At 69.3% G+C, this 636-nt stretch carries 1 protein-coding gene; it reads right to left on the bottom strand.

What is annotated here, in order from left to right; genetic code table 11:
- Nucleotides 1-636 (bottom strand): glycosyl hydrolase (locus AC1DZC_RS20060; RefSeq protein WP_477044500.1); only part of this gene is annotated, 636 nt, incomplete at both ends.

The raw sequence follows: 636 nt of genomic DNA, 5'->3' as shown, positions 1-636 counted from the left end.
GTCTGGAAAGCGACCTTCCATGGATCGGTCGCAGTCGCGATGGTGCGCAGGACCGGTGGCGCGATCGTCGCACCGCCGCCTGATGCAGGGCGGCGGAATACCACGAACAGCGATTCCTCCGGCGCGATGGTCAGCGGCACGATCGTCTGGTTGCCACTGGTCCGGAAGGACAAAGGTTCGGCCTTGCCAGTGTCGGCGTGCCAGATATCGGGCGCCTTGCCGGTCACGCGAAACCGGGCGTCGATCCGCATCTCGCGCTGCGTGCGGTTGTCGAGGAAATAGATCTCCCCATCGGGAAGCGCGCGATGCTGGAACAGCAGGTCGGTGCCGTTGGCGCCGGCATAGGTGAAATCGGAGCCGATCCCCGCCCGGTCGAGCGCCGCGCCGGGATCTCGGCCGGTGATGACGCGGCCCTGCCCCACTCGCGCCTCGCCGCCGCCGGGCCAGAGCCGCTTGATCAATGCGGCCGTTTCAGCCTTATCGTCATCGAGCGACGGCGAGCCTGTCGGCGCGTCGCCGACCAGTGTCGCGCCGGCTTCGACCAGCGCCGCGATGCGTCGCAGCGTCGCCAGGGTCATGCGCTGGCTGCTGCCGCCGAGATAGAGCGCCCGATTGCGCGCCCCGCGCGCCGCGACG

This window comes from Cellulomonas sp. P2_B4 (assembly GCF_056404795.1).
Note: the sequence above shows the minus strand (reverse complement) of the source record. Positions and strands in the feature narration are given on the sequence as shown.